At 40.9% G+C, this 25,419-nt stretch carries 25 protein-coding genes; 16 read left to right on the forward strand and 9 right to left on the reverse strand.

Annotated features, from left to right (window positions below; all coding sequences use genetic code 11):
- Positions 1-14 precede the first annotated feature (14 nt).
- Positions 15-1,073, reverse strand: coding sequence for a preprotein translocase subunit SecA (locus EC846_RS09000; protein ID WP_123774950.1), 1,059 nt, complete (start codon positions 1,071-1,073; stop codon positions 15-17).
- A 24-nt stretch (positions 1,074-1,097) separates the two neighbouring features.
- Positions 1,098-2,015 carry an acyltransferase gene (locus tag EC846_RS09005; protein WP_005256385.1) on the reverse strand — a complete coding sequence of 306 codons (918 nt, stop codon included), beginning with the start codon at positions 2,013-2,015 and terminating at the stop codon, positions 1,098-1,100.
- A gap of 380 nt (positions 2,016-2,395) precedes the next feature.
- Between EC846_RS09005 and EC846_RS09010 the strand changes: the two genes are divergently transcribed.
- The 11 genes from EC846_RS09010 to EC846_RS09065 all read left to right on the forward strand — a co-directional run bounded on the left by EC846_RS09010 (position 2,396) and on the right by EC846_RS09065 (position 13,049).
- A complete protein-coding gene (locus tag EC846_RS09010; RefSeq protein ID WP_004770962.1) occupies positions 2,396-3,049 on the forward strand; it encodes an OmpA family protein in 654 nt (217 codons plus the stop codon).
- A 198-nt stretch (positions 3,050-3,247) separates the two neighbouring features.
- Entirely contained in the window at positions 3,248-5,287 is a 2,040-nt protein-coding gene (gene rep / locus EC846_RS09015) for a DNA helicase Rep (RefSeq protein WP_004655168.1), read from the forward strand.
- A 6-nt stretch (positions 5,288-5,293) separates the two neighbouring features.
- Positions 5,294-5,767 carry a DUF695 domain-containing protein gene (locus EC846_RS09020; protein WP_123774951.1) on the forward strand — a complete coding sequence of 158 codons (474 nt, stop codon included), beginning with the start codon at positions 5,294-5,296 and terminating at the stop codon, positions 5,765-5,767.
- 59 nt (positions 5,768-5,826) lie between these two features.
- Positions 5,827-6,279, forward strand: a complete 453-nt coding sequence (gene dut, locus EC846_RS09025; RefSeq protein WP_123774952.1) for a dUTP diphosphatase — start codon at positions 5,827-5,829, stop codon at positions 6,277-6,279.
- 193 nt (positions 6,280-6,472) lie between these two features.
- On the forward strand, positions 6,473-7,894 hold the full coding sequence (locus EC846_RS09030) for a phosphomannomutase/phosphoglucomutase (RefSeq protein WP_123774953.1): 1,422 nt from the start codon (positions 6,473-6,475) through the stop codon (positions 7,892-7,894).
- Positions 7,895-7,907: 13 nt separating this feature from the next.
- Positions 7,908-8,807, forward strand: coding sequence for an acetylglutamate kinase (gene argB / locus EC846_RS09035; RefSeq protein ID WP_004770969.1), 900 nt, complete (start codon positions 7,908-7,910; stop codon positions 8,805-8,807).
- A 128-nt stretch (positions 8,808-8,935) separates the two neighbouring features.
- Positions 8,936-9,712, forward strand: coding sequence for a GNAT family N-acetyltransferase (locus EC846_RS09040; protein ID WP_123774954.1), 777 nt, complete (start codon positions 8,936-8,938; stop codon positions 9,710-9,712).
- 99 nt (positions 9,713-9,811) lie between these two features.
- A complete protein-coding gene (locus EC846_RS09045) occupies positions 9,812-10,660 on the forward strand; it encodes a class II glutamine amidotransferase (RefSeq protein WP_032863849.1) in 849 nt (282 codons plus the stop codon).
- Positions 10,661-10,944: 284 nt separating this feature from the next.
- A complete protein-coding gene (locus tag EC846_RS09050) occupies positions 10,945-11,400 on the forward strand; it encodes a bacteriohemerythrin (RefSeq protein ID WP_004770972.1) in 456 nt (151 codons plus the stop codon).
- 246 nt (positions 11,401-11,646) lie between these two features.
- Positions 11,647-12,729 (forward strand): hypothetical protein, encoded by a 1,083-nt coding sequence (locus tag EC846_RS09060; RefSeq protein ID WP_123774955.1) that lies wholly within the window; start codon positions 11,647-11,649, stop codon positions 12,727-12,729.
- Positions 12,729-13,049 carry an RnfH family protein gene (locus tag EC846_RS09065; RefSeq protein WP_123774956.1) on the forward strand — a complete coding sequence of 107 codons (321 nt, stop codon included), beginning with the start codon at positions 12,729-12,731 and terminating at the stop codon, positions 13,047-13,049. The genes EC846_RS09060 and EC846_RS09065 overlap by 1 nt, the downstream gene beginning before the upstream one ends.
- A gap of 56 nt (positions 13,050-13,105) precedes the next feature.
- Here the strand turns inward: EC846_RS09065 and EC846_RS09070 are convergent, their stop codons facing one another.
- Positions 13,106-13,504: an outer membrane protein assembly factor BamE gene (locus EC846_RS09070; protein ID WP_004655148.1), complete on the reverse strand. Its 399-nt coding sequence runs from the start codon at positions 13,502-13,504 to the stop codon at positions 13,106-13,108.
- 111 nt (positions 13,505-13,615) lie between these two features.
- Between EC846_RS09070 and fur the strand changes: the two genes are divergently transcribed.
- Positions 13,616-14,053, forward strand: coding sequence for a ferric iron uptake transcriptional regulator (gene fur, locus EC846_RS09075; RefSeq protein WP_004770976.1), 438 nt, complete (start codon positions 13,616-13,618; stop codon positions 14,051-14,053).
- Between the two features lie 96 nt (positions 14,054-14,149).
- Here fur and EC846_RS09080 read toward each other — a convergent pair whose 3' ends face one another.
- Together EC846_RS09080 and EC846_RS09085 are read right to left on the reverse strand one after the other, a co-directional pair.
- Positions 14,150-15,268 carry a PilT/PilU family type 4a pilus ATPase gene (locus tag EC846_RS09080; protein ID WP_123774957.1) on the reverse strand — a complete coding sequence of 373 codons (1,119 nt, stop codon included), beginning with the start codon at positions 15,266-15,268 and terminating at the stop codon, positions 14,150-14,152.
- 24 nt (positions 15,269-15,292) lie between these two features.
- A complete protein-coding gene (locus EC846_RS09085; RefSeq protein WP_004770978.1) occupies positions 15,293-16,330 on the reverse strand; it encodes a type IV pilus twitching motility protein PilT in 1,038 nt (345 codons plus the stop codon).
- A 126-nt stretch (positions 16,331-16,456) separates the two neighbouring features.
- On the opposite strand from EC846_RS09085, the gene EC846_RS09090 reads away from it, so the two are divergent.
- Complete coding sequence (locus EC846_RS09090) at positions 16,457-17,149, forward strand: YggS family pyridoxal phosphate-dependent enzyme (protein WP_123774958.1); 693 nt, start codon at positions 16,457-16,459, stop codon at positions 17,147-17,149.
- On the opposite strand, the gene EC846_RS09095 is transcribed toward EC846_RS09090, so the two are convergent.
- The 3 genes from EC846_RS09095 to EC846_RS09105 are packed head-to-tail and all read right to left on the reverse strand — an operon-like array spanning position 17,146 to position 22,586.
- Positions 17,146-17,730, reverse strand: a complete 585-nt coding sequence (locus EC846_RS09095) for a hypothetical protein (RefSeq protein WP_123774959.1) — start codon at positions 17,728-17,730, stop codon at positions 17,146-17,148. The two genes, EC846_RS09090 and EC846_RS09095, sit on opposite strands and share 4 nt — an antisense overlap.
- On the reverse strand, positions 17,730-21,326 hold the full coding sequence (locus EC846_RS09100) for an AAA family ATPase (RefSeq protein WP_123774960.1): 3,597 nt from the start codon (positions 21,324-21,326) through the stop codon (positions 17,730-17,732). The genes EC846_RS09095 and EC846_RS09100 overlap by 1 nt, the downstream gene beginning before the upstream one ends.
- 9 nt (positions 21,327-21,335) lie before the next feature.
- Positions 21,336-22,586 (reverse strand): exonuclease SbcCD subunit D, encoded by a 1,251-nt coding sequence (locus EC846_RS09105; protein ID WP_123774961.1) that lies wholly within the window; start codon positions 22,584-22,586, stop codon positions 21,336-21,338.
- Positions 22,587-22,749: 163 nt separating this feature from the next.
- Here EC846_RS09105 and EC846_RS09110 point away from each other — a divergent pair, with 163 nt between their 5' ends.
- Positions 22,750-23,532: a crotonase/enoyl-CoA hydratase family protein gene (locus tag EC846_RS09110; RefSeq protein WP_123774962.1), complete on the forward strand. Its 783-nt coding sequence runs from the start codon at positions 22,750-22,752 to the stop codon at positions 23,530-23,532.
- A 91-nt stretch (positions 23,533-23,623) separates the two neighbouring features.
- Here the strand turns inward: EC846_RS09110 and EC846_RS09115 are convergent, their stop codons facing one another.
- Positions 23,624-24,001 (reverse strand): VOC family protein, encoded by a 378-nt coding sequence (locus EC846_RS09115; protein WP_123774963.1) that lies wholly within the window; start codon positions 23,999-24,001, stop codon positions 23,624-23,626.
- 161 nt (positions 24,002-24,162) lie between these two features.
- Between EC846_RS09115 and EC846_RS09120 the strand changes: the two genes are divergently transcribed.
- Both EC846_RS09120 and EC846_RS09125 read left to right on the forward strand, forming a co-directional pair.
- A complete protein-coding gene (locus EC846_RS09120) occupies positions 24,163-24,615 on the forward strand; it encodes a GNAT family N-acetyltransferase (RefSeq protein WP_123774964.1) in 453 nt (150 codons plus the stop codon).
- Between the two features lie 286 nt (positions 24,616-24,901).
- Positions 24,902-25,348 (forward strand): ABZJ_00895 family protein, encoded by a 447-nt coding sequence (locus EC846_RS09125; protein WP_123774965.1) that lies wholly within the window; start codon positions 24,902-24,904, stop codon positions 25,346-25,348.
- The last annotated feature ends 71 nt before the right edge of the window (positions 25,349-25,419 follow it).

Here is a 25,419-nt window from a genome sequence, read left to right on the forward strand (position 1 = left end):
AATTTTTCTTGTAATCATTCCGCTTTTTTATCCAATTGATCAGATTCTTGCAAAATCTGCTGCCATTGCTTCACTTTTACTTGTTTTCTTATCGCTTCAAGGCTTTCAAATACGACCGATTCGACCAGTTCTTCCAGATATTGATTATCAATATTCAACTGGCTGGCTTGCTCTGCAATATATTGATAATTTTCATTCGGTCGTTGAGTTGAGCCTGCTGTAAATGGCTCGATCAAACCTGCACTGATATTCTCACCTAAACGTTGACCAATACTTTGAATCTGTTGCTCGATTCTTCCCCCAACAATCGGAATCAGGCGTAAGAGTTGCGTCAGTTCAGGCGTATCTTCAATAGCCTGATTGACAATAACGCCGACTTTTTGGGTAATTAAAGGTTGCTGTTGTTGTAACGCTGTTGCAAGTGACTCTTGTAGCAGAGAAGCCAAGGTGACCGTAAACAGCTGACGATGATGATCAACCAGATCATGAATGATTTTTTTGTGCTGTGAACTGGTTTGCAGCTCATGACGAATGCCATCAATCACGGTGATGACTACACGATCTGATAATTCTTCCATGACTACGCGATAATAAAAGACGGCTTTAATCCGGATTCCATCTGGTACGACTTTGTAGCCCAGCTCATATAAACGATAAGCGATGATCCCGGCACGGAATAAACGTAAAAAACGGAAATGCGGGATCACCGCAAGAATTTCATACCAGTGAATGAAAGGGAAGAACCACCAGCGTGCATGGTGTTTTTGTACGATTGAAAGAAACCAGCGAATGACCAGTTCTACAATTAAAAATATAATAAACCACGCTTCAGTAGTAATTACCCACGGGTGTAAATGGGTTCGATAAAACTCCAGCACCGTCGGGAGTTGGATGGTATTAAAAAACCAAGACCCGATATTGCTCATCAAGAAAAAGTTCATGCCTAAGCAGAACAGGTTAAAAACAATAATAAAGACCATAAAAATGTCATAGACCAAAAACAGCTTAAAGAATTTGCTGTTCGGATTGACATAGTTATATTTAGAGTTCTTTCCTGAGTCCTGCTGGGTCATGTCTTACTACAATTCCTTTTGAAACTATTGCTGGTATTTGGCTTTCATTTGGCTAATCAACTGGTCTTTTTCAGTCCAGATCTGATCCACCCATTTCTGGAAGCGTTCACGATAAACGGGATCATCCTCATAATTACCACCAAGTACCCACTCTGGAATATCTATTTTACGTAAATCTACTGCAATACGAGATACATCACCGAGCCAGAATTCGCCGTAGCCCGGTGCACCGTCTGGATAAACAATAGTCATATCGACCAAAGCATCAATTTTATCCCCAAGAATATTCAATGCTAAGGCAAGACCGCCTGCTTTAGGTTTAAGCAGGTTTTGATAAGGGGATTGCTGTGCAGCATGTTTTTCAGGAGTAAAACGGGTCCCTTCTAAATAGTTGAGTAAGGTAAAAGGTTGACTAAGTAACTGTTCACAAGCTTTACGTGCTTCCAGCATATCGCGTGATTTTAGTTCGGGATTCTTCGCGATTTGCTCTTTGGTATGACGTTTCATCATAGGGAAGCCGAGGATTTTAAATGCCTGCCCGACAAATGGAATAAAAATAAGTTCCCATTTGGTAAAGAAGCGGGTCAGCGGCATACGTGTTAGGCCAAAATACTGATTGACTGTGGTATCGACCCAGCTTTGATGGTTACACATCATCATATATCGACCTTGCAGATTCAGGTCGAGACTTTTATCAATACTGATATCCCAGTGTAAATCTGGCAATACATTGTCAATTAACCAGTTATTTACCCCTAACCAACTGTTGGTAATCTGAATATTGGTTTCGTCTACTTTTGATGATTTTTTAAATAATTTGGTTAAACCTAATGCCAGTACAGGTGGGCCATGAAAAAATGTACTTCCTGTAATGACTGAACTAACGGTTAATCCTTTACTGACTTTTTGCAATAAGGACGCTTTTTTATTGGCGTTAGACATAAATCGAGCCTTGAGTGCAGATGTTTGAAAAAAGAGATGTTCCAACTATAAACAACAGATGTTGAAATACAACTGTATATTTTCAGATGTTGACAATTTTTATATATTTAGGCGGGTTAACACTGCTTTTTTCCGATTAAATGTGATTTTTGAAGGAGGGAAAGCGGATTTTTATGTATGTGATGATTGTCACATAAAACATTTATTGTGTGAAAACCATAAACATGAAGAAATTGTGGTGCTTTATTCAAGTAAAATGCATCAAAATATTACAAAAATACAAATAAAGTGTTTATTATTAACAAAATATCAATGGTCTAGGCCAGTTTTCTCATTCATTATTTGTCCAGACAACAAAATACATAGACAGGAGCTACGCAATGCGTGCATTAGTAATTTCAACACTCGTAGGGGCTGGATTGGTACTTTCTGGTTGCCAAACTACAGGTAATAACATCGGTGGCGTAGAATATGACAAATCTGCTCTAGGTGCATTAATTGGTGCAGCTGCGGGTTATGGCGTATCTAAAGGTAACGCAAATACAAGTAAGCAAAACAACCGTGCTGCGGCAATCGGTGCTGTTCTTGGTGCTGCTGGTGGTTTATATCTCGACAATAAAGAGAAAAAATTACGTGAGCAAATGGCTGGTACTGGCGTAGAAGTAGGCCGTAACCCAGATGGTTCTGTTCAGTTAATCATGCCTGGTAGCATTACCTTTGATACAAACAAATCAAACATCAAACCTAACTTCTACAGCACTTTAAACAAAGTAGCGCAAACTTTAGGTGAAGATAACAAGAGTGCGATTCTTGTAACTGGTTATACAGATAATACGGGTAACGATTCAATCAACATCCCATTATCTCAAGCACGTGCTCAATCAGTTAAAAACTACTTAGCTGGTCAAGGCGTATCTTCTAGCCGTATCGATGCGCAAGGTTATGGTTCTTCTAACCCGATCGCTTCAAACGCGACTGCTGCTGGTAAAGAGCAAAACCGTCGTGTAGAAATCAGCATTTATGCAAAACAGTAATTTTTACTGATTTCTAAAAAACCACCTTCGGGTGGTTTTTTTTATTGTCGATCCAGTCAGGCGACAAGCCGTGGCGTACCATTTGTATAAGGCATCATAATTTATACATATCCCTAGATTTACTATTGGGATTCTAAAACATAGATGTCTATAATTGTGCTCGAAAAATCAGGCTCGGAAACGAGAGAGGAATAACCAATGTCATCTGCCAGTCAACTTAATGACAAGCAACTTGAAGCCATGAAATATGTTCAGGGGCCTTTGTTGGTACTCGCAGGTGCAGGTTCGGGTAAAACTTCAGTAATTACCCGAAAAGTGGCTTTCTTGGTACAACAATGTGGTATTCCAGCCTATCGTATTACGGCAATGACCTTTACAAATAAGGCTGCACGTGAAATGAAAGAACGTGTAGGTAAATTGCTTTCACGTGAAGAGGCGAAAGGACTTTCGGTTTCGACCTTCCATACTTTTGGTTTGAATTTACTTCGTCTTGAATTAAAACATTTACCGCTTAAAAACAACTTTTCTATTTTAGATGCGGATGACTGTAAGCGAATCCTGATGGATTTGATGCAGCGTGATAATTTGTCAGGGGCAGAGAGTAAAGAACTTCTTGCCAAGGCAATGAAGAAAATTTCAGACTGGAAAAACGATCTTATCGTTCCAGAACAAGCACATTCAACTTGTGAAACGGTTGAAGATGTCCAGTTTGCACATCTTTATCAGCTCTATGAGCGTAACTTACGTGCCTATAACGCCGTAGACTTTGATGACCTGATCGTGATGCCGACACGTTTGCTTCAGGAAAATGCTGAAGTACGTGACAAATGGCAAAACCGCGTTCGCTATTTACTGGTCGATGAATATCAGGATACCAATACTGCGCAATATACCCTTGTTAAGCTTTTGGTTGGGGTGATGGGGCAGTTCACCGCCGTAGGTGATGATGACCAGTCCATTTATGCATGGCGTGGTGCAAAGCCTGAAAACATGGCGTTATTGAAGGATGACTTCCATAATCTAAAAGTCATCAAACTTGAGCAGAACTATCGTTCAACCAGTCGTATTCTAAAAGCGGCCAATGCCGTGATTGAGAACAACCCGCATATTTTCGATAAGAAATTGTGGAGTGATAAAGGTCATGGCGAAACCATTCGTGTCATTACCTGCTTAAATGACGATGATGAAGCAGAACGCGTGGTCAAAGATCTGATCACGCACAAATTGATGAACGGTAAAAACTGGAAAGATTATGCGGTGCTATATCGCGGAAACTTCCAGGCGCGTGTCATTGAAACCCAATTACGTCAGATGCAAATCCCTTATAAACTGTCGGGTGGTCAGTCGTTCTTCGCGCGTGCAGAGATTAAGGATGTGATGAGCTATTTACGTCTCATCATTAACCCTGAAGATGACAGTGCATTCTTGCGTATTATTAATACGCCAAAACGTGCGATTGGGCCAGTGACTTTGGAAAAGCTGGGTTTATTTGCCCAAGAAAATACCTTGTCTTTGCTCACAGCATCTTCTGACCAGCGCTTAAGCATGGTGTTACCGAAGAAAGCTGCAACACAATTGCATGAGTTTGCTGATTTTATTGCGACATTTACCCGTGAGTTACTTGACGATGATGAGCCGATGCCAAAGGTTCGTCAGATGATCAATGAAGCGGGTTATATCGATTATATTCGTGAACAGGCGGCGACACCTGCTCAGGAAAAAACCAAGCTCGATAGCATCGAAAGTTTATATAGCAGTATTCAAAACTTATTGAATCGTACTGACGATGTCGATGAGAAAAATATTGAAAGCGTGATTCGTAAACTGGTACTGCTGGATATGCTTGAGCAGCAACAGGAAGAAGAAGACACCGATAAAGTGAACTTGTTGACTTTGCATGCGGCAAAAGGTCTGGAGTTCCCTTATGTGTATATGATTGGTCTGGAAGAAGAACTGTTACCACACAAGAACTCGATTGCATCGGAAACCATCGAAGAAGAACGTCGTTTGATGTATGTGGGGATTACCCGTGCGCGCCAAGGGCTCACTTTGACACTGGCAGAACAGCGTAAGAACGGTGGACAAATGCGTCAGATGACGCCAAGTCGCTTCTTGGATGAAATGCCACAAGATGATCTGGAATGGCATGGCCGTAAAAAGAAACTGGCGCCGAATGTTGATCCAAAAGAGCAAGCGCAGCAGTATCTTGCCAATTTAAAAGCATTGTTGAAACGATAGTTTTTTGTGAAGCGATATATTTTTATTACTTTTCTATCATTGCTGTTTTTTAGCCAAACCGTAACAGCAGAAGAAACCTATTTTACTGCAAAAGGTTTTGAAAATGGAAAAGTTCTAGTATTTCGTGGCAAATATGCAGAAGGTATAGTCAAGTCGAATTATCCATATTTATTGAGAATTTATTGGCATTACTCAGATATTAATAAGAGTGGAATGCCTGATTCTCCAACAATGGGTGCACAATTTGATTTTGAAGAAGATATTTCTAAATTAGATACCAAAGATCTAGGCCAACTAGTTTTAGTTGTAACTGGAAACTCTAGAAAAGAATGGGTCTGGTATGTAAAAAATCCGATTGTTTGGAAAAAGAAATTCAATAAAGTTTTAAAGGGTAAGAAAATTTATCCAATAAAAATTGTTGAAACTTATCAACCAGATTGGGATTTGTATTCAAATTTTATGAGAAATTTAAAAGATTAGTTGATTACATATCTTCTAGTCTTTGGAAGTAGAAGTTTTATATTCGAAAGGTTAGCTTTATGAAAGTCCAAGTTAAAGTATTAGATGCGCGTTTAGGTCAAGAGTGGGCTTTGCCTTCTTATGCAACCACAGGTTCGGCAGGTTTAGATTTACGTGCATGTTTAGATGCAGCGATTGATATTGCGCCAGGTGAAACTATTCTGGTTAAAACTGGTTTGGCGATTTATATCGAAGATCCAAACTTTGCTGGTTTGATTTTGCCTCGTTCAGGTCTAGGCCATAAACACGGGATCGTTTTAGGTAACTTGGTTGGTTTGATTGATTCAGATTATCAAGGTGAATTGATGGTATCTGTCTGGAACCGTGGTCAAAATACATTCCGTTTAGAACCAGGTGAGCGTTTGGCACAATATGTTCTTGTACCAGTGGTACAAGCTGAGTTTGAACAAGTGAGTGAATTTGTTGCAACTGAGCGCGGTGCTGGTGGTTTCGGACATACGGGTAAGCAATAATTTTCCGGTAAATATCACTTAAAATGCAATGTTTTACTGGAAAACATTGCATTTTTCATATTGATTGTTTGTTTAAAGTATATTACAAAGCAACTGATTAATTATTTTAATTTTTCTGAACAAGGGTTAATTAATTACTTAATAATTTCGCCATTTTTGAATAATTGAATGATTATAAAAATAGGGGCTTGCTGTGAATATACAACAAACATTTCCTTTGAATATTTTTCGTGCTTATGATATTCGCGGAAAACTTTCAAATCTCACGCCAAATATTATTTGTTCAATTGCCCACGCCTTAGCTTTACAATATAAAAATGCTGGACAGAATCAGGTTGTTGTTGGTTATGATGCGCGATTAACCAGCCCTCATTATGCTGAAATTATTCAGCACGCGCTTCAACAAGAAGGTCTGCAAGTGACTAGTATTGGTTGCTGCTCATCACCGATGATGTATTACATTGCCCGTGATTTTGGTGGGAATGGCATTATGGTGACTGCAAGCCATAATCCAAAGTCTGATAACGGAATTAAGTGGATTGTCAAAGGAGAGCCTCCGAGTCCTGAAACGATTCAATCCGTTGGTCAACTCGCGCAAATTTCTCTACCGACTGCCAAAGAATATTTTTCCTCAGATATCCGCTCGCATCACACTATTCCGCAATATTGTTTACAGTATCAACACGCATTAATTGATGATATTCAATTGGCTCGACCATTAAAAGTTGCTCTTGATGGTTTACATGGTTCAGCAGGCCATTGTGCAAAACTGGTGCTGGAAAAGTTAGGTTGTGAAGTGGTTGCATTACGTTGTGAAGCCAATGGACATTTCCCCGATCATGCACCAGATCCTTCTCATGCTGAGCATTTAAAGCAATTACAGGCAGCGATTTTGTCAGAACAGGCCGATCTTGGTATTGCTTTAGATGGGGATGGGGATCGTGTCGTTTTGCTAGATGAGCAGGCCACGATTATTAGCCCTGATCGCTTGCTGTCCTTATTTGCACAGATCTGTTTACAGCAGCATCCACAAAAAGAAATTGTTTTTGATGTGAAATGTTCGCGTATGGTGTCTGACACGGTTCAGCAACTTGCGGGACAGGCTAAAATGATCCGTACAGGAAGCAGTTTTTTACGGGCTTATTTATCTCAATCCAAAGGTGCTGCGGTCTTTGGTGGCGAATATGCAGGCCATTATGTCTTTAACGACGGACGTGGTTATGGCTATGATGATGGTCTCTATGCGGCTTTGCGTGTGATGGAATATCTCACACAATCAACGGCAAAAAGCTTGTCTGAATTATTGAGTATTTACCCTGAACGTTACTGCACCGAAGATACTTATATCAACACGCATGATGCCAATCCGAAACAGGTTTTAGATGAGATCGAGATTTTAAGTCACCGTTTAGGCGCACGTTTAAGTAAAATAGATGGTGTAAGACTTGATTTTGATGATGGTTTTGGCATTATTCGAGCATCAAATACTGGTGAATATTTTACCGTCCGCTTCGATGCAGACAATCCGGATCGGTTAGTTGAAATTCGCCAGACATTTGTTTCTATGTTGCAAGACCATTATCCACAGATTGCACAAGAACTCGCACAGGCTTAATAAGGAGAGACGCATGCCACATGAACATATCGGCATTGATAAAGCAAAAATTTTGATTGAAGCTTTGCCGTATATCCAACGATTTGCAGGAAAAACGTTGGTTGTAAAATATGGTGGTAATGCGATGACTGATCCGGAGTTGGAAAGTTCATTTGCCCGCGACATTGTTTTGTTAAAAACAGTAGGTTTAAATCCGATCGTTGTACATGGTGGCGGCCCACAAGTTGATTCATTATTAAAACGTTTAGGACAAGAATCTGACCGTATTGATGGCATGCGCGTGACCGATGAAGCAACCATGGAAGTGGTTGAGATGGTACTTGGTGGTAGCGTTAATAAATCGATCGTTAACCTGATCAATAAACATGGTGGTCGTGCCATTGGTTTAACGGGTAAAGATGGCAATTTGCTGCGCGCACGTAAATTGTTGATGGAAAAACAGGAAGCAGATGGTTCCGTTTCACAAATTGACTTGGGTATGGTTGGCGAAGTTACAGGTGTAAAAACTGACGTCCTTGAAATGTTTACCCAAAGTGATTTTATTCCTGTTATTGCACCACTCGGTGTAGATGAGGATGGCAATACTTATAATATCAATGCTGACCTTGTGGCTGGAAAAGTTGCAGAAGCATTAGGCGCAGAAAAACTGATTTTATTGACCAATATCACTGGTGTACTGGACGAAAATAAAAACTTGTTAACGGGTCTGACCACGCAAGAAGTTGATCGTCTAATTGAAACAGGTGTGATTTATGGTGGCATGATTCCAAAAGTGGGTTGTGCACTGGATGCGGTAAAAGGTGGTGTAGTCAGTGCGCATATCGTTGATGGACGTGTACCGCATGCAAGTTTGTTAGAAATCTTTACTGATCATGGTGTGGGTACTTTAATTACCAATCGCGTCAAGCATTAATTCTGCTGATGAAAACAAAAAGGGGCCTTAAATTAGCCTCTTTTTTTCGTCATGTGTTGTTCATGTTTTAGTCATCTCAATGTCATTTAAGCGCTTTAAGGTAAATCTAGCCATAAGGAGCTTTCATTATGCTAGAAAAATTAAATCAATATCGCCAGACATTGACTTTACCTTTACGCCACAAACCAGCTCAAAACCAGTTCCGTTTTGAATGGGTGGATAATTTAAAAGAATTACAAGATGTACAACGTTTTAGAGCTACACAATTTAGCCATCAATTTGGGATGCATTTTGAAGATGGTTTAGATCAAGACCTTTATGATTTTGGCTGTGAACATGCCGTTTTACGTGAGAAGTGGACAGGTGAAATTGTTGCCTATACTCGATTAAAATTATTTCAAGGCCATGAAATCGGGCAGAGTTATAGCGCTCAGGAATTCGAAATTGTTCCGCATTTATCACATTTACCAAGTGTTTTAGAAATTGGACGAACTTGTGTTCATCCAAAGTTCCGTTCGGGTAAAGCGCTCTCTATGCTCTGGTTGAATCTGACGCCTAAAGTACTGTGGTCGATGCGAGCCAAGTACTTAATGGGCTGTGTCAGTATTCATTTAGAAGATAATTTGGCGCGTGCTTATTATACCCATCGTCAGATTCAACAGTTGGGTGAGCATCAGACGATTGATATCCGCTCAAAACGTAGCTTTGAACCCGAGCGTCCTGACTATAGTTTTCCGCAAGATGAACGGATGCCAAAATTATTCCAAACCTATTTAGGCATGCAATCGAAACTTTCAAAACAGGCATTTTATGATGAAGATTTTAAATGTCTGGATTATTTTGTGTTTTTGGAAGTGAATAAGATTGCCATGTCTTTTGTCATGAACAAAATGGTGCAACGTTAGTCTTATATCATTCCTTGTCCAATAGTGAGCACATATTAAGATTTACAAGCGATCTCAACCTCATGCACAATAGGCGTAGATGTTAGATAGTTAAAAGATATGTGCCAGCTATTAGGAATGAATTGTGCTACCCCGACAGATATTACCTTTTCGTTTCGTGGGTTCTCCCAACGAGCAGGGGTCACATCTGATCATTGTGATGGCTTTGGTATCGCATTCTTTGAAGACAAAGCCTGCCGTTTGTTTGTCGATAATCAATCGGCAGTAGAATCTCCAATTGCGGATCTGATTCGTAACTATCCGATCAAGTCTCGTAATGTCATTGCCCATATCCGCAAAGCCACACAGGGCAAAATCAATTTAGAGAATTCACATCCTTTCTTGCGTGAGTTATGGGGCAGACACTGGATTTTTGCCCATAATGGCGATTTGCATGACTTTAAGCCTGAGCTTAGCGGGCGTTTTGAACCTGTCGGCAATACGGATAGTGAGCTGGCATTTTGCTATTTACTAGATCAGATGGTTGAGGCATTTGGCTATACCGAGCCAAGTTTAGAAGAGATTTTTTCACTATTAGAACGTATTTCTCCACAAATTGCCGAGCACGGAACGTTTAATTTCTGCTTGTCGAATGGTAAGGCACTGTATAGCTATGCCACTACCAAACTGCATTGGTTGGTACGTGAATATCCTTTTCAACATGCACATTTAATTGATCTGGATGTAGAGGTCGATTTTAGTCAGGTCACGACACCTGAAGATCGTGTGGCGGTGATTACCACTGAGCCTTTAACGCATAATGAAGCATGGACTGCATACCAGCCTGGGGAAATGATCTTATTCCAGTGTGGTAAACCGATTTTGCATGCTTTAACACGAGTAGAGCGTTTAATCCGCGAAGCAGAAAATCCTGCATTAAAACGAATAACTAAAGCAGATCAGTATTAATATAGAAGATATAACCAGAATATATGTTTGAACTGTTTTTTATTAAAAAATTAGTTCTCATTTTTCTGGTTATATCAATAAAATTAGATAGATAGTTTTTCTTGTTGGTTAAAAAATACTTGAGCGTTTTAGTTGGTAAAAATATTAAATTAAATATAAAACAACAGCTTATTTTATTTTATACATAAAAATTGCAAACCTGACAAAAATGCTGCGTTTTTATTTAAATCTTTTGTCGATATTATATTTGTATTCAATAAATCAAATATGGTTTGGGGTTTGATATGGGGATGAAATGGTCTGTCGAATATAATACAGGAATAGAAGTAATTGATGATCAACATCGTCGTATTCTAGATTATATTAATGAAATTGATGAATTAAAAGAAGACGATGACCGTGCGAAGTTAAAGGGGATTCTGGATAATATTATTGATTATACCCAGTCTCATTTTACCTTTGAAGAAAGTTTGCAGGAAGAAGCGAACTATAAGTATCGTGTACCACATAAGCGAGTACATGACTTATTTATCAAAAAGATAGAGACTTATCGTCAGCGTTTTGAGTTGGGGCAGGAAATTGATAGTGAGTTGCATGAAGCACTATCAAAGTGGTTGATTAATCATATTCGTCATGATGATGCTGATTATGTTGGTGCTGTCAAAGAAAATATGATTGGTATTATTAAAGAAAATGAAAAGAAAAAAGGGAAGAACTGGTTTTCTCGATTCTTCTCATAATAAAAAGATAATAAAAAAAGATCCCTTGTTATAAAAAATAATAAGGTTGGTATGAGTGATATACAAGGGATCTAATTAAAAAATAATAACTGGTGCGCAGCAAATCATCTTGACTGGGTGATTTGCTTTTTTCTTTCGATATCTTTTGTTTTGATTTTCAAGCGTGAGAAAGGCAAAATAGATTGAATATTTCATTGCAAACACCATAAAGCGCAATGAGTTCAAAGATTTTTCAAGGAATGCATTATGCAGGACACAACTCTGTCACGCTGGTTTGCCCCAGTGATGGCGTTTTGCCTATCTTTTGTCATGATTACCACATTGGCACCAACTGTAGGTATCCAGATTGATCGTCAGTTCGATTTCTGGTTGCTGTGGTTAGGCACCATGATTTTATTGGCATTGCCAATCGGTTATCTTGAAATCGCTTTAGCAAAGCGTTCGCAAACGACCGCATTACAAGCACTTTCAAGCCTTACACGTGATGCCGATGCTTCGCCAAGATGGCGTGTCGTCGGGTGGTTAGCAGTTGTTTTCGTCCCGTTTTTTGCAGGTAGTGTACTAAATACTGCAAGCCATGTGGTGAATGAACAACTGGCATTAAATATTTCGAGCCAGATTTTATTCGCGATTCTTGCTGTTGTTGCATTTGCACTTTCTTTTATCCCTCGTCAATTCCTTATTGCTTTGACAACCATCGGTGTCGTTGCTGCGTTTATCCTTGCCAATGTGATGGGTACTCAGTTACAGGCATGGCACTGGACAGGTGTGGAGTTTAGCGAGTGGGGCAATGCGACAGTACTTGCCTTGGTCGCAAGTGGTTTAGGTTTGGGCTTATATTGGCAGAGTAGCCTAGCTGTGGTGAAAAAGCAGGAAGCTGCAACCACTTCAGTTTTACCGATCTGGATTGCTCAGCTTCTTGCCGTGATTGCATTTGGCTTCTTCTCTGTTCAGGCTCAGCTTCCTGCTTTGGCATGGGGTTTTGCTGCACTGATGTCGGCTGCTTTGTTAATCCAGTTTGCAAAAGAGCAACTGGCGCAGCGCCAGCTGGCAGTTGTGGTTCAATGGGCAATTTTGCTTGCAGCGATTGCGGTATGGGCAGTGCCACAAGTTGAGCAAATTTTTAATACCTTGTTGATGTTATGGGGTCTCATCATTTGCCTAGTCTATGCATTGTTTGCTGGCTGGATCATGAAGATCAGTCATCTACGTAAAGCGATGGGTTTTAGCAATGAATTGTTCTATAACATCTGGCGTATTGCGATCCGTATCATCTTACCGCTTTCAATTGTGGTCGCAATTATTGCGGTTATTGGGCAAGTGATCTAATGGAACAGGTAAAACAAGTTTGGCTGGCTTATACAACGCCTGAACAGCAATTTCATCTGACTGTTGCATTCAGTGAGGGAATGACGGCTCAGCAGGCAATTGATGCCAGTGGCTTAGCCGAGCAGGTGAGCCTGCCAGAAGTTTTACACTTGGGGATTTTTGGCAACAAGATTGAAGCAGAGACTTTGTTACAAGCTGGTGATCGTGTTGAGATTTATCGGCCTTTGACCATCAATCCCAAAGATATCCGCCGTAAACGGGCTGAAAAGAATCCTGTTGGGCGATTTATCAAAGGTAATCGTTTTAGACCATCAAGCTAATAAAGAAAACCCCTCACGATTATCTCGATGAGGGGTTTCTTTTTACTGCAAAGCCGTTATAGTGGGGGCGCAGTCAAAATCGCTTCTTTTGATGCCGGTAAACCAGGTTGTGATTCTGGAATCGTATCTAAGCCTTCCAGACGTTCAACATTACCATTCGCATCAAAATAAACTTTTAAATGCTGACCGTGTGCCGCAGGTATTTTTGCTTTTTTGGCATAAGTTCCCGGGATGTAGTTGTAGATATAGTCCCAACGTTGTGGGTTCAAAGGATCTGTAACTGTTGGGCTACCAAGCAAGAAACGGACTTGCTGAAAGCTCATGCCCACTTGTACTTGAGATGCTTGTGCTTTGGTTAATGGTGTTCCCTGTGGAATATCGACTTTATAAACACCAAAGACTGAACAACCGCTAAGTACTGAAGTGACGAACAACGCCAGCATGATTTTTTGCATTTTGCTACACTATCCTGATAAATGATGATGCATTTGGTTCAAGGATAGATCATACTGCATCTAAACTCTATTGCCTATTCCAACTTAAGATTTGTTGAGAGACCTTTTTTTATGCCGATTTCCAATCAAGACTTACGCAAAGCTGGACTTAAAGTTACCCTTCCTCGTATTAAGATTTTGGAATTATTAGAAAATTCAAAACAACATCATTTAAGTGCTGAAGATATTTATAAAACTTTGCTTGAGCAGGGTGAAGATGTGGGTCTAGCAACGGTTTACCGTGTGTTAACACAATTCGAAGCTGCCGGTATCATTCAGCGTCACCATTTTGAAAACAACCATTCTGTTTTCGAAATCATGCAAGAAGATCATCATGATCACCTCGTTTGCTTGAACTGTAACAAAGTTGTTGAATTTACTAATGATATTATCGAGCAAGAACAACACGCTGTTGCTGATAAACATCAATTTGCTTTAACTGGCCATTCTTTAAACCTTTACGGTTATTGCAGTGATGCAGAATGCCAAGAGGCTTATCGTAAAAAATAAGCTGAGTTGAGTTAAAAAATTAAAGTTCACGAAAATTGAACAAATAAAAAGGGAAGGTTACAAAAACCTTCCCTTTTTTTAATGGCTTAGTTTGAATTATTGACCATCAAAGGTAATGTTGCGGCTGGCACTCAATAACTGGTCTGCGCCTTCTTCTGAAAGTTTGATGGTGAGACGTAGATCGTTTGGTGAGTCTGCATGCTTCAATGCATCCTTATAGGTAATCTGACCTGCTTTATAAAGGTCAAATAAAGCCTGATCGAAAGTCTGCATGCCTAGTTCGCGTGAACGTTTCATCAGATCTTTAATCTCATGAATTTCACCTTTACGGATATAGTCGGCCAGAAGCGGGGTGTTAATCAGAATCTCAATCGCAGCACGACGCGAATTGCCGTCAGGCGTTGGAATTAACTGTTGTGCCACCAATGCTTTTAAGTTCAACGACAAGTCCATATACAGCTGGCTATGACGATCAGCTTCAAAGAAGTGAATAATACGGTCTAAGGCTTGGTTGGCATTGTTGGCGTGCAGGGTCGCGAGTACCAAGTGACCAGTTTCTGCGAAGGCAATCGCATAGTCCATAGTTTCACGAGAGCGAATCTCACCAATCAAGATCACATCTGGTGCCTGACGTAGCGTATTTTTCAATGCCACTTCAAATGAATCGGTATCAATGCCCACTTCACGTTGTGTCACAATGCAACCTGCATGTTGATGCACAAATTCGATCGGATCTTCAATGGTAATAATATGACCTTTAGAATTCTGGTTGCGGAAACCAATCATTGAAGCGAGGGAGGTCGACTTACCTGTACCTGTTGCCCCTACAAAAATGATGATGCCGCGTTTGGTCATCGCCAGTTCTTTCAGAACTTCAGGCAGTTTCAGGTCATCCATGGTTGGAATATGGGTTTCGATTTTACGTAACACCATGCCCGGCATATCACGCTGCTGAAAAGCACTGACACGAAAACGTGCGGTCTTTTCACGATTCATGATGGCAAAGTTGCATTCGCGTGTATCGACAAATTCTTTACGCTGTTTGTCCGTCATGATGGACTGTACCAACTGACCGACAATTTCTCCTGACAGCTTGGTTTTTGAAACAGGCACAATCTGCCCGTTAATTTTCATTGAAGGTTCAACGTCTGCCGTGACAAATAAGTCCGAGGCATTTTGTTGAATCATCAAATTGAGTAAATCATTAAAGTCCATGATATCTCTCTAATCCCTTTATTTTTATAGGAATGACTCAGGCTGTTTCGCCACCGTACGAGCCGTTTGCGGGCTAATTAAACCTTTAGACACCAATGTTTTTAAACTTTGATCCAAAGTGGTCATGCCGTAGTTGGCGCCAGTTTGAATGGCAGAGTACATTTGTGCGACTTTATTTTCACGCACAAGGTTACGGATTGCAGGAATCCCGATCATGATTTCATGTGCAGCCACACGACCACCGCCATTCTTCTTTAATAGCGTTTGTGAAATGACCGCTTGCAAAGATTCAGACAACATGGCACGAACCATGTCTTTTTCTTCAGCAGGGAATACGTCGATCACACGGTCAATGGTTTTTGCGGCAGAAGTCGTATGCAGGGTACCAAAAACCAAGTGACCTGTTTCTGCCGCGGTCAATGCCAAGCGAATGGTTTCAAGGTCACGCATCTCACCGACCAGAATAATGTCAGGGTCTTCACGGAGGGCGGAACGAAGTGCGGCATTAAAGCCATGTGTATCGCGGTGTACTTCACGCTGGTTGATCAGACATTTTTTCGACTGGTGTACAAATTCGATTGGATCTTCTACCGTTAAAATATGGTCATAACGGTTTTCATTAATATAGTCGATCATCGCTGCAAGCGTTGTCGACTTACCCGAACCTGTTGGGCCTGTGACAAGCACAATCCCACGAGGATAATCACAAATTTCCTTGAAAATTGTGCCGAGTCCCAAATCTTCCATGGTCAACACTTTCGATGGAATGGTACGGAATACCGCTCCAGCACCACGGTTCTGATTAAATGCATTGACACGGAAACGAGCAATATTCGGTACTTCAAATGAAAAGTCAGTTTCTAGATCTTCTTCAAAATCACGACGTTGTTTATCATTCATAATGTCGTACACTAAACGGTGTACATCTTTATGTTCAAGTGCTGGTAAATTGATACGACGTACTTCACCATCTACACGAATCATCGGAGGCATACCCGCTGAAAGGTGTAAATCTGATGCACCGTTTTTAACCGAAAAGGCGAGTAATTCTGTAATATCCATAATTTCCCCGAAACAAACTCAAAAGTCTCATTATTTTGTAGAATAATATAAGGCTTTCATTCAGGCTTACCAACACCTTAAAGAATGGGAAAGCAAAAAAACATTTCGTAAATGAGAACTGTGTCAATGAATCAATCGCAACAATCCCGTCAAACTGTTTTAAATCAAATAGAACACGCCTGTCAGCGTGTTCAACGTGATCCTGCGACTGTGCAATTGTTAGCCGTTTCAAAGACCCATCCTGCTTCAAACCTGCGTGAAATGTACGCAGTGGGACAGCGCTGTTTTGGTGAAAATTATTTACAGGAAGCGCTGGAAAAAATTGAAGAACTCAAAGAGCTGGAGATCGAGTGGCATTTTATTGGTCATGTGCAACGTAATAAAACTAAGCATTTGGCTGAGAAGTTTGATTGGGTACACGGGGTTGACCGTTTGATTATTGCCGAGCGTTTATCTAGCCAGCGTTTGGAATCGCAAGCGCCGTTAAATATTTGCCTACAAGTGAATATTGATGGACAAGATTCAAAAGATGGTTGCCAGCCAGAAGAAGTGGCTGAGCTGGTTAAGCACATTAGCCAGCTTCCACACATCCGTTTACGTGGTTTGATGGTCATTCCTGCGCCTGAAAATCATGCTGCATTTGCAGATGCCAAAGCACTATTTGACCAAGTGAAATCTCAACATGCACAACCGCAAGATTGGGATACCTTAAGTATGGGGATGTCGGCTGATCTGGAAGCTGCGATTGCGGCGGGTTCAACCATGGTGAGAGTCGGGACAGCGTTATTTGGTGCAAGGGATTATTCAGCAAAGTCTTAATAATTATTTAATTCAACAAGATGACTCCAGAATTGAATCGGTTTTGGAGTGGCTTGCGGTTGATCAAACAGTGTTTTATTTAGGTTGAATTCATTACAAAAGTAATTGATCAGGTCTGTCCCATAATAAATAATATCGGTTTGCATGATTGAAAATATGGGATTTCCCTTTTCAAGGGGGGTACTCGGAATATAACGATGAGAGTAAACAGGGATCATTTTCGGATAAGCTTTAAACTGCTCCTCAAATATTACCAGACGGTCTGAGATTTCCTCTGGTGCGGCACCCCATTGATCTAACCAAAAGCCATTTTTAATATCAAAGAGAATGCCTTCATGAGGCCCGTTGAGCTGCGCTATCAACATATTTTTCGCTTTATCGCTATGAAGTGCTTCTCTCCAGCGAGGAAATTTCCATTCATTTTCTGAAACAGGAAGTCCGTACTTTAAAAATAGCTTCAAATCAGAAGGAAAGAGAAATCTAAAAAGCTGCTCTATTGCTTCTATTTCAGTTTCTGTTAAGCCAGTGTCAAACTGGATACCGTGCTTTAATAGTTCTGTATGAAGCAATTGAATGTTCATTAGCCCACTACTTCAATCCGACTCGAACCTGATCCAACAGGTTGTACCTGAATCTGTACAGGAATCCGTTCATGCATTTCCTGAATATGCGAAATTAAGATTACTTTACGACCTTGGCTTTGCAACTGATCCAGCGCATTCATCACCATGTGCAAGGATGATGCATCCAGCGTCCCAAAACCTTCATCAATAAACAATGATTCGATTTTCATAGAGCCAGAGGCCATATTGGCAATCGCCAGTGAAATCGCAAGGGCAGTCAGGAAGGATTCTCCACCAGAGAGAGAGGCAACCGAACGGGTTTCACCATCCATATCATGGTCGATAATTGCCAGACTGAGTGAGTTTTCCAAGCGCTTTAATGTGTAACGTTGCGATAGCATTGCCAATTGCTGATTGGCATATTCCAGCAAAATATCCAGATTATATTGTTGTGCCAAATCTCGGAAATCTTTGCCTTTAGAATCGCCAATCAAGCTCGAAATCTTATTCCAGCGATATTCCTGTTGCTGAATTTGCTGGATCTGGTCGGCAAACTGTTTTTGCTTGGCAAGGTTTTGCTGATGTAATTCGAGTTGAACTTTATATTGATCGCGTTGTTCAAGTTGCTGTTGTAGTTTTTCCTGATTTAGCTGAATCAATTCAATCAATTGTTCATGTTGAATCTCAGGCTGTTGCTGCTGATGCTCCTTGGATAGCTGCTGCGCGGTTTTAAGCGCATAGGCTGCTTCACTCAAGACACGATCCGCGTTTTGTAGGGTTAAGCGGATTTGCTGTTCCTGCGTTGAAGAAATGGCTAGCAACTGACTGAGTTGCTGTTCTTCAAAATGCACATGCTGCTTCAACCATGCACCGATTTCTGTTGTGCATTGTGTGAATGATTGTTGGTTATGCTGATGCTGTGCTTTGAGCTGTTCTAGTTCATTCTTGTATTGCTCAAAGTTTTGTCGTGCCTGTTCAAAATTCTGCTTTACCTGCTGATATTGATGTTGCACTTGCTGACGTTGTTGATCATGTTGATGCAACCATTCATTGGCTTTCAATTCAGTTGAACCAGCCATTGCCAGAATGAGTTGATTGGCAGCCTCACTATTTTGTTGACCCTTTTTCGCAATTTCCTGCAATTGCTGATTTAGCTCAGTATGTTGCGTACTTAAACTATTCAGATTTGATATTAATAAATTAAGCTGTTGCGTGCTGTGCTGTTGTTGTTTGCTCAGTCCATCGGCATGATCAAGCTGTTGCAGGCGTTGTTTTAAACGCTGCACAATCTGTTGTGATTGGCGAAGCGGTTGTTCCAGCCAAAGTGTTTTCTCATGTGAATCCAGACAATCCACAATATGCTGAATCTGTCGTTGTAACTGCTGTACGGTTTCCAATTGGTAGGCCGTGTTCTGGATAGACTGATTTAAATTAAACTGCTGTTTACTGGCCTGATTGAGTTGTTGTAATTGCTGATCAATCTGTTGTTTCGTTTGTGTAGATTGAGCGCTTAAGTGCTTTAACGATGCCTCAAGCTCGTGTTGAGCTAAATTGAAATCGAGTTGAATATGACTTTGAGCCAGATATTGCTGTAACTCTTGTTGTTGAGCGTTTAATTTTTCCTGAGTTTGTTGCAAGACTGCTTGGCGCTGTTTTTGCTCAGATTGAAGTTGGGTAAATTGTTGCTGTGTATTCTGCCAAAGCTGGAAGGATTGTTGCTCTTGTTGTAGCGCCTGTTGTTCCTGCTGTTGCTGTAATGCATATAGGGCTTTCGAAACTGGACTTTCATCCTCACGATAGGGATGTTCAGTACTGCCACAGACCAGACAAGCTTCACCTTGTTTCAGTTCGGCACGTAAATGTTCAATATTCTCGGTATGGAGTAAGCGTTGCTGTTGCAGGATAAGCTGTAATTTTTCCCGCTCGGTTTTTGCTGCCTGAAATTCACTTTCTACTGTTTGAGTATTTTGCTCGAGCTGTTGATACTGAACTTGTATCGTATTTAGTGTGTGTTGCAGCTCTGAGACTTCATTTTTTAATTGAAAATGATGCTGTAGTTTTTGTTGAATCACATCCATTTGATTCAGCTGAGTCAACACTTGCTCTTTCTGTGTCTGTTTCTGCTCAAGGGTACGATCAATCTGCTGTGTTGTACCAAACTGCGTGATCAATTGCTCAAGTTGGCTTTTATCTTGCTCAAGTTTGCTTTGAGCCTGTTGAATATTCCCCAGCGTATTTTCAACTTTTTGATAATGCTGAATAAACTGCTCTAATTGTTGTACATGAGCATGCAGGCCCTTATCTAAAGTTGAGAAGTGGGCACTTTGCTGTAATTGCTCAAGGCAGGATGTCTGTTGTGTGCCTATATTCTGGAGGCTCTGCTCAAGCTGTTGTTGCTGTTGTAGCAAAGGTTGTTGCTGGGTTTCGATAAGCGTCAGTCTGCTTTTGGTTTTTTTATAATCTTCGGCAATATAGTCACGTTCCTGAACGTATTTACGCACCTGACTCAACTTATCTTGATGTTGCAGCTCAAAATTCTGGAACTGTTGCAGCGCCGTTTCCGCTTGCGTATAGCGGATTTTTTCCTGCTCAAATTCTGTGGTTAAGCGACTAAACTGTTGCTGTTTTTGTTGAAGCTGTGGCTCAAGTTGTTGCAGTGTTTTTTGGATTTGCTGCTGTTGAAAAACAACAGGACGAATCTCGGAAAAGATTTCCAATTGTTCAAGCAATTGGCGATCTGTTGCGAGGGCAGTATGGGCATTGAGCTGCGTTTCATGCTGCTGTTGTTTGAAGATAATTTCACTTTCAAGCTTTTGTTGTTGTTCAAACCACTGCTGTTGTTGCTTGAGTTGTGTTCGTTCGGTTTCAAGCTGTTGGACTTGTTGTTGTGTCTGTTGAAATTGAGTTTGTAAGGCAGCAACTTCCTCATCGGAACGAATTTCAATATGACCTAAAACATTTTCCAGCTGTTTGCGCTGGTTGGTCATTTCACGGGTTTTTTCAAACGCCAGTTGCCCAATTTTGGCAAAGATACTGGAGTTGGTCAGGTATTCCAGCAATTCGCCTCGTTCGGTATCACGCGCTTTTAAAAAAGCGGTAACTTCCGATTGTGCCAGTAAAACGGCACGGGTGAATTGTTCAAAACTGAGTTGGGTAATTTGCTGGATATGGCTTTCGACGGCTTTAGTTTTGTCTGCAACCACCACGCCATCGGTCAGGCATTTGAGTGAGCGCTGTACACTTTGCAATTTACCACTGGCATTTTCACGGGCACGCTTAATTTCCCAACGTGCCTGATAATGTTTCTGATCTTGTGCCACAAAACACAGTTCAGCAAAGCCGTGTCCTGTACCGCGACGTAAAACGGTCAGGGGAGAGTTGGTCAGCAGCTCCGAACCATCCACGTCCAGAAGCTTGCCATCACTTTCTTTGAGGCGGGGAATTTTATTAAAGAGTGCCAGACACATGGCATCTAAAATGGTGGATTTACCTGCACCTGTTTTCCCGACAATCGCGATCAAGCCTGCATTGGCCAAAGGATCGCACTCAAAATCAATAAAGTGCTCACCCGCAAGAGATGCCAGATTTTTTAGTCGAATCGATAAAATTTTCATGGCAAATCCTTAAGAACTTTGATCATCTTCAAGTTTTTTCTGTGCTTCATTCACTAGACTTAAGAAATCTTTGGTGACTTCATCATCGGTGTGATAGCCCTTTTTCTCCCAGATCTGCTGGAATAATTTTTCTGGTGTGGGTGGCTCCAGGCTAATGCTCTGCTTGTTTTCAGCATTACTTTCATTCGATAAATATTGTCTGGAAATACGCACCAGACGGTAGCGATCCTTCGGCAAGGCATCTTCGAATTGTTGGCGCAAATTCGGCTGTGGAGGAATCGCGGTATGATATTCGATATCGACATATTCACGATGGTCAATATTTTCGATAGGGCCACTCGGTAGGTTTTTAAGCTGCTGCATGACTGCTGTGAGTTCATCTTTAATTTTATGCAGTTGAATACTTCGCGGAATTGCCAATGCTTCAAAATCCAGCTTATTTTCTGGTTGGGTTGAATCAACGGTGACTTCGACCACTTGGTGCTTATAGTTGATTTCACTAAATGACAGTGGAATCGGAGAGCCACTATAACGAATATGGGGATGCTGTACCTTTTGCGGTTTATGCAGATGTCCAAGTGCCACATAATCGATACTGTCATCAAACAGGCTGGTAGAAAGTGCTTCTTCATTGCCAATAATAATCGGACGCTCTGAATCCGAAGTTTCTCCACCTTGCATATGTGCATGTGACATCAGAATCAAGGCCTGATCATCGGTTTTACGACGCTTAGCTTCTTCGATTAATTGTTGGTGTAGATAAGCAATCGCGTTTTGGCTATTGGTGGTGTGTTCATTAAAGCCTGTGATTTCGGCTGAACGCAAGAATGGCAGGGCAATACACCACGCGACAATCTGTTTTTGCTCATCATAAATCGGTAGAATTAAACGTTCCAGATCCAGTGTTTTATCTGCATTCCAGCGAATTACGCCAACTGTTTTGGCATTATATTTCTCTAATAATGGCTCAACCTGTTCAATTCGATAGCCCGAATCGTGGTTGCCTGCGATCATGAGGGTCTGCATATGCGGTGCAAGCTCATGCGCATCGGCTAGGAACTGGTAGAGCTGTTTTTGTGCCTGCGAGCTTGGATTGATAACATCAAAAATATCACCCGCAATCAGCAAGGCATGCGGTTGTTTGTGTTTGATTTGCTCAAGTAACCATGCCAGAAATTGTTCATGTTCATAATGGCGGGAATGATTATAAAAGAATTGCCCCAAATGCCAGTCAGAAGTATGAAAAAAACGCACAGTCATAAATGAATCTAAAAATGAATTGAACCAGAATAAGGTAGCACGTATTTAAACGGAAAGGAGAATCTTACTCAGCAGAAAAGCACTACATGATACCGCTTGATCATTTTTAAACGTTCCTCTAGTTTGAAGATAAAGTCATGATTTAAAAAATGAGGACATATCAATGAGCTTAGGTAAAGTAAGCCGCGAAATCAGGGATCAGATCATGTTGATTGGCCTAGACCGCGCCGATAAACGGAATGCCTTTGATAGCCATATGATTCAGGATCTGTCGCTGGCATTAACGGAATATGAAAATGATCCAGAACTTCGTTGTGCTGTGATTTTTGCAAATGGTGACCATTTTACAGCGGGCTTGGATCTGGTTGAGCTACAACCGAAAATATCCGAAGGCATTTTTAACTTTGCTGAAGAACAAATTAACCCGTGGGGAACAGCAGGTCGACATCGAAGCAAACCTGTTGTGGTGGCGGTGCAGGGAATTTGTTATACCGCTGGAGTGGAGTTGATGCTCAATGCCGATGTCGTGATTGCCAGTGAAAATACAGTATTTGGTCAGCTTGAAGTATTACGTGGCATCATGCCATTTGGTGGGGCAACGGTACGTTTTGTGCAAGCTGCGGGATGGCAAAAAGCCATGCCATATTTATTAACAGGCAAAACTTTTGATGCTAAAACGGCAGACCAACTGAACCTGATTTCCGAGATTGTAGAAAATGGGCAACAGTTGCAGCGTGCTATCGAAATTGCCAAAGACATCTGTATTTCAGCACCGCTTGCAGTACGGGCTTTATTGGCCTCTGCAACCGATGCGGTAACGCAAGGACAGACAGCGGCATTTGAGAAAATGAACCGTTATTTGATGCCGCTGTTTGAATCGCAAGATGCACAAGAGGGCGTTCGTGCCATGTTAGAAAAACGTCCACCACAGTTTAAAGGGCAATAACTGACAAAAGAAATATAGGTTCATTTTCAGCAAATATTTTTATTCAGTTATTTGGAATACTGAGAAGCTTTCTTTAAATACCTAAAACCCGCTACTGGGCATTTTCATCTATCTCGCAAATACCAAAGGTATTATGGTCGGGATCAAGAAAATAGCCTTGCCAGCAGCGATTTGGGATCGCGAATTTATCCATCGCCACAATGCCACCTAGACTGAGAATTTTAGCCGCCGTTTCATCAAAATTTTCAACTTCAATGGTGCAGGTAAATGCATTGGTTCCGCATTCTGTTGGTGGAATCGCCACTGGGCGTTGCAGTAAGCCGCCGTGAATTCCCTCTGTTTCAATGCGATAATAATCAATCGGGAGGCCTTCCACTTTTTCGAAATTCCAGCCAAATGCAGACTGGTAAAAATGGACGTCACGTTGTGGATTGGATGACTGAATTTCAAAATAAGTGACTGCGTTCATGATTCGATTCCTTTATCTTTATTGTGTTTAACTTATTCTAAATAGAGCTGGCACGAGCGTGCTGAAGCTTTATGTAAATGAGTAAACTTGTCCGATCTGGATTGAGTACTCAAGTAAATTTTATTAATTTAACTCGAATAGCGGAGATTGATTAAACATTGATGAATATAATGAAGTTAGCTGATTATCCTGAATGGTTAGATCAAGCGGCAAATTGGTTTGCCAATCAATGGGGCATTCCTGTTGAAGCGTATCGTGACAGCATTCAGATGTCGATTGAACAGCAGGATGGTGTTCCGCAATGGTATATGATTCTAAATGATGAGCAGCAAATTATTGCAGGAGCAGGGATAATCGAAAACGATTTCCATGACCGCAAAGACCTTGCACCAAACTTATGTGCTTTATTTGTTGAAGAGGCTTATCGCAGGCAAAATATTGCCAAACAGTTGTTAGATTTCGCTCGAACAGATATGAAAAGGGCAGGATTCGAAAAGTTGTATCTGGTGACAGAGCTAAATGATTTCTATGAAAAGTGTGGCTGGACATTTTTAACCACGGTTCAAGATGATGAAGGTGAGCCGATCAAAATGTATGTTGCAGATACGCTTTAAAACATAAATTTGAGGCAAATAAAAACCGACGATTCGAGTGATGATAAATCGTCGGTCAAAATCTTTTCCAATGGTTCTGGCTGCTAACACAACCATTGTTAAAGATGGAGAGTCATAATGAAAGGTCACCGAAAACATTGCGGATGCCGTGCAATGTCCAATCGGTTGCTGCGACCTTGTACCCTATATAACGCTGCTAGTTGAGGATTGGTTGACATAAAAATGAAAAAAAAGTGAAAAAAATTTATAATTATTTCTTAAAGCCAGTCCAATTAGGTTTATCTTTATGATTTCATTGCGTTTGTATTATCTCTGGTTTTTTATTATTTGTTTGGCCTCGACTTTAATCGCAGGCGTGTTGGCTGCGATTTTACCAAATAGTCTGGGCGGTGTGCTCACCGCGATTCCTTATCTCATTGCCATCATTTTTGTTTTGTTTAAATTTCTCAAGCAACAACGCCGTGCACCGACGCAGCAAGAGAAGAAACGCTTAAGCATCGGCTTTAGTCTGATCTTTTGGGGCTACAACGCATGTGGTTTATTACTGAGCCTATATATTTTTGCGCGTAAAGATCCTGAAATCTGGCAGAACTTCTTACTCTATTTAAAACAGCCACAATTTTTACTTGCCGTTTTAGCCATGTGGTTGGTGATTGCCTTGCCGTTATTTTTAATTACGTACTGGTTCTATGGGCCGCAAGCACAAAGAATGGCCAATAAGATGTTTCACTAATTAAAGAAAGTTTACTTGTTATTCAGTTTTATTCTGCTAAGACTTAAATATAGAACGAATCAAAATCATGC

The sequence above is a fragment of the Acinetobacter sp. BIGb0102 genome, assembly GCF_003815055.1.
In the GTDB taxonomy this organism is placed as follows: Bacteria; Pseudomonadota; Gammaproteobacteria; order Pseudomonadales; family Moraxellaceae; genus Acinetobacter; species Acinetobacter vivianii.